The organism is Acinetobacter sp. YH01019 (genome assembly GCF_013420285.1).
Lineage (GTDB): Bacteria > Pseudomonadota > Gammaproteobacteria > Pseudomonadales > Moraxellaceae > Acinetobacter > Acinetobacter gandensis.
The window spans coordinates 1-1,306 of record NZ_VOYM01000184.1; the positions used below are offsets into that span (position 1 = coordinate 1).

The following is a 1,306-nucleotide window of genomic DNA, read 5'->3' on the forward strand; positions in this document are numbered from 1 at the left end:
AAGTGAAGGTAGGGTTTGTTTTAATGTTAAATCTAGATTCTGAGATAAATTCATAAAAAAAGAGCGTATTTACATACGCTCTTTTTACAGCATTTTAACTTTTTTTGCTTAACTGACTGGCATTACTCCATGTGGAGGCTTTTTATTGCTGTTTGAACTTTTAGTTGCTTATGGGCAATCTAATTGTTGTAATGCAGCTACACGTTGCTCAATCGTTGGGTGAGTCTGGAATAAGGCAGCTAAGCTGAAACCTTGTTCTTGACCCGCAGAAATCGCAAACGCTTTCATTTCTTTAGGCATTTGATCTGGCATTTCAGATTCTGCTTGTAAACGTAATAAAGCAGAAATCATCGCTTGTTTACCAGCTAGACGCGCACCAGCTTCGTCGGCGCGGTATTCACGGTAGCGAGAGAACCACATTACAATGGCAGACGCGGCGATACCGAAGACAATATCTAGTACAATCGTAATCACAAAATATGCGATACCCGGTGCTTCACCTTCTTCACGACCAAAAACATTGCGGTCAATGAAATCACCTGCAACACGTGCGAAGAACATAACAAAGGCGTTGACTACACCTTGTACCAGCGCCAAAGTCACCATGTCGCCATTAGCAACGTGACCAATTTCGTGGGCAAGAACTGCACGTAGTTCATCTTTGTTCATACGTTCAAGCAAACCTGTAGACACAGCTACAAGCGCATCGTTTTTATTCCAGCCTGTTGCAAAGGCATTTGACTGATACGAAGGGAAAATACCTACTTCTGGCATTTTAATACCAGAACGTTGAGCAAGTTGCGCAACTTCGTTTAATAACCATGCTTCTGCTTGGTTACGTGGTGCATTAGGGTCAATCAGCTCTGTACCAGTGGTTTTTTTCGCCATCCATTTCGACATGAATAGTGAGATCATTGAACCCACCATACCGAACACAAAACAGATTACTAGCAAGTTGCCTAAGTTTAGGCCACCAGCACCATGGTAACTACCGACACCGAAGAGTGACAAGATTATGCCAGCTACAACCAGTACCGCGAGGTTGGTTAGCAAGAACAAACCAATCCGCATCATTGGGGAAATCCTCTTATTATAAAAAAATAATCTGATTTACAAATTAAAAAATCATTAAAGCCAATATGAGGTGAAAGTCCTAAAATTTCAAGGAAAAATTAGGGGCTGTTGACATTTACTGTGCAAAAAAAATAGCGAGAAAGTAGAATTTAATCGCCAAACCAAATCTACTCCTCGCTATGCCTCGTACAATGTTGACTGATCAACACTGGTCTAAGTTAGAAAACATTTT

The 1,306-nt window shown here is 41.0% G+C and carries 1 protein-coding gene; it reads right to left on the reverse strand.

The annotated features are described in order from the left end of the window. Positions 1 to 168: 168 nt before the first annotated feature. Positions 169 to 1,074, reverse strand: a complete 906-nt coding sequence (gene htpX / locus FTT84_RS17835) for a protease HtpX (RefSeq protein WP_067763362.1) — start codon at positions 1,072 to 1,074, stop codon at positions 169 to 171. Between the last annotated feature and the right edge of the window lie 232 nt (positions 1,075 to 1,306).

What these genes read in the sequence shown, in the direction of transcription:
- htpX (WP_067763362.1), bottom strand. Translation starts at nt 1,074, where the DNA reads ATGATGCGGATTGGTTTGTTCTTGCTAACCAACCTCGCGGTACTGGTT.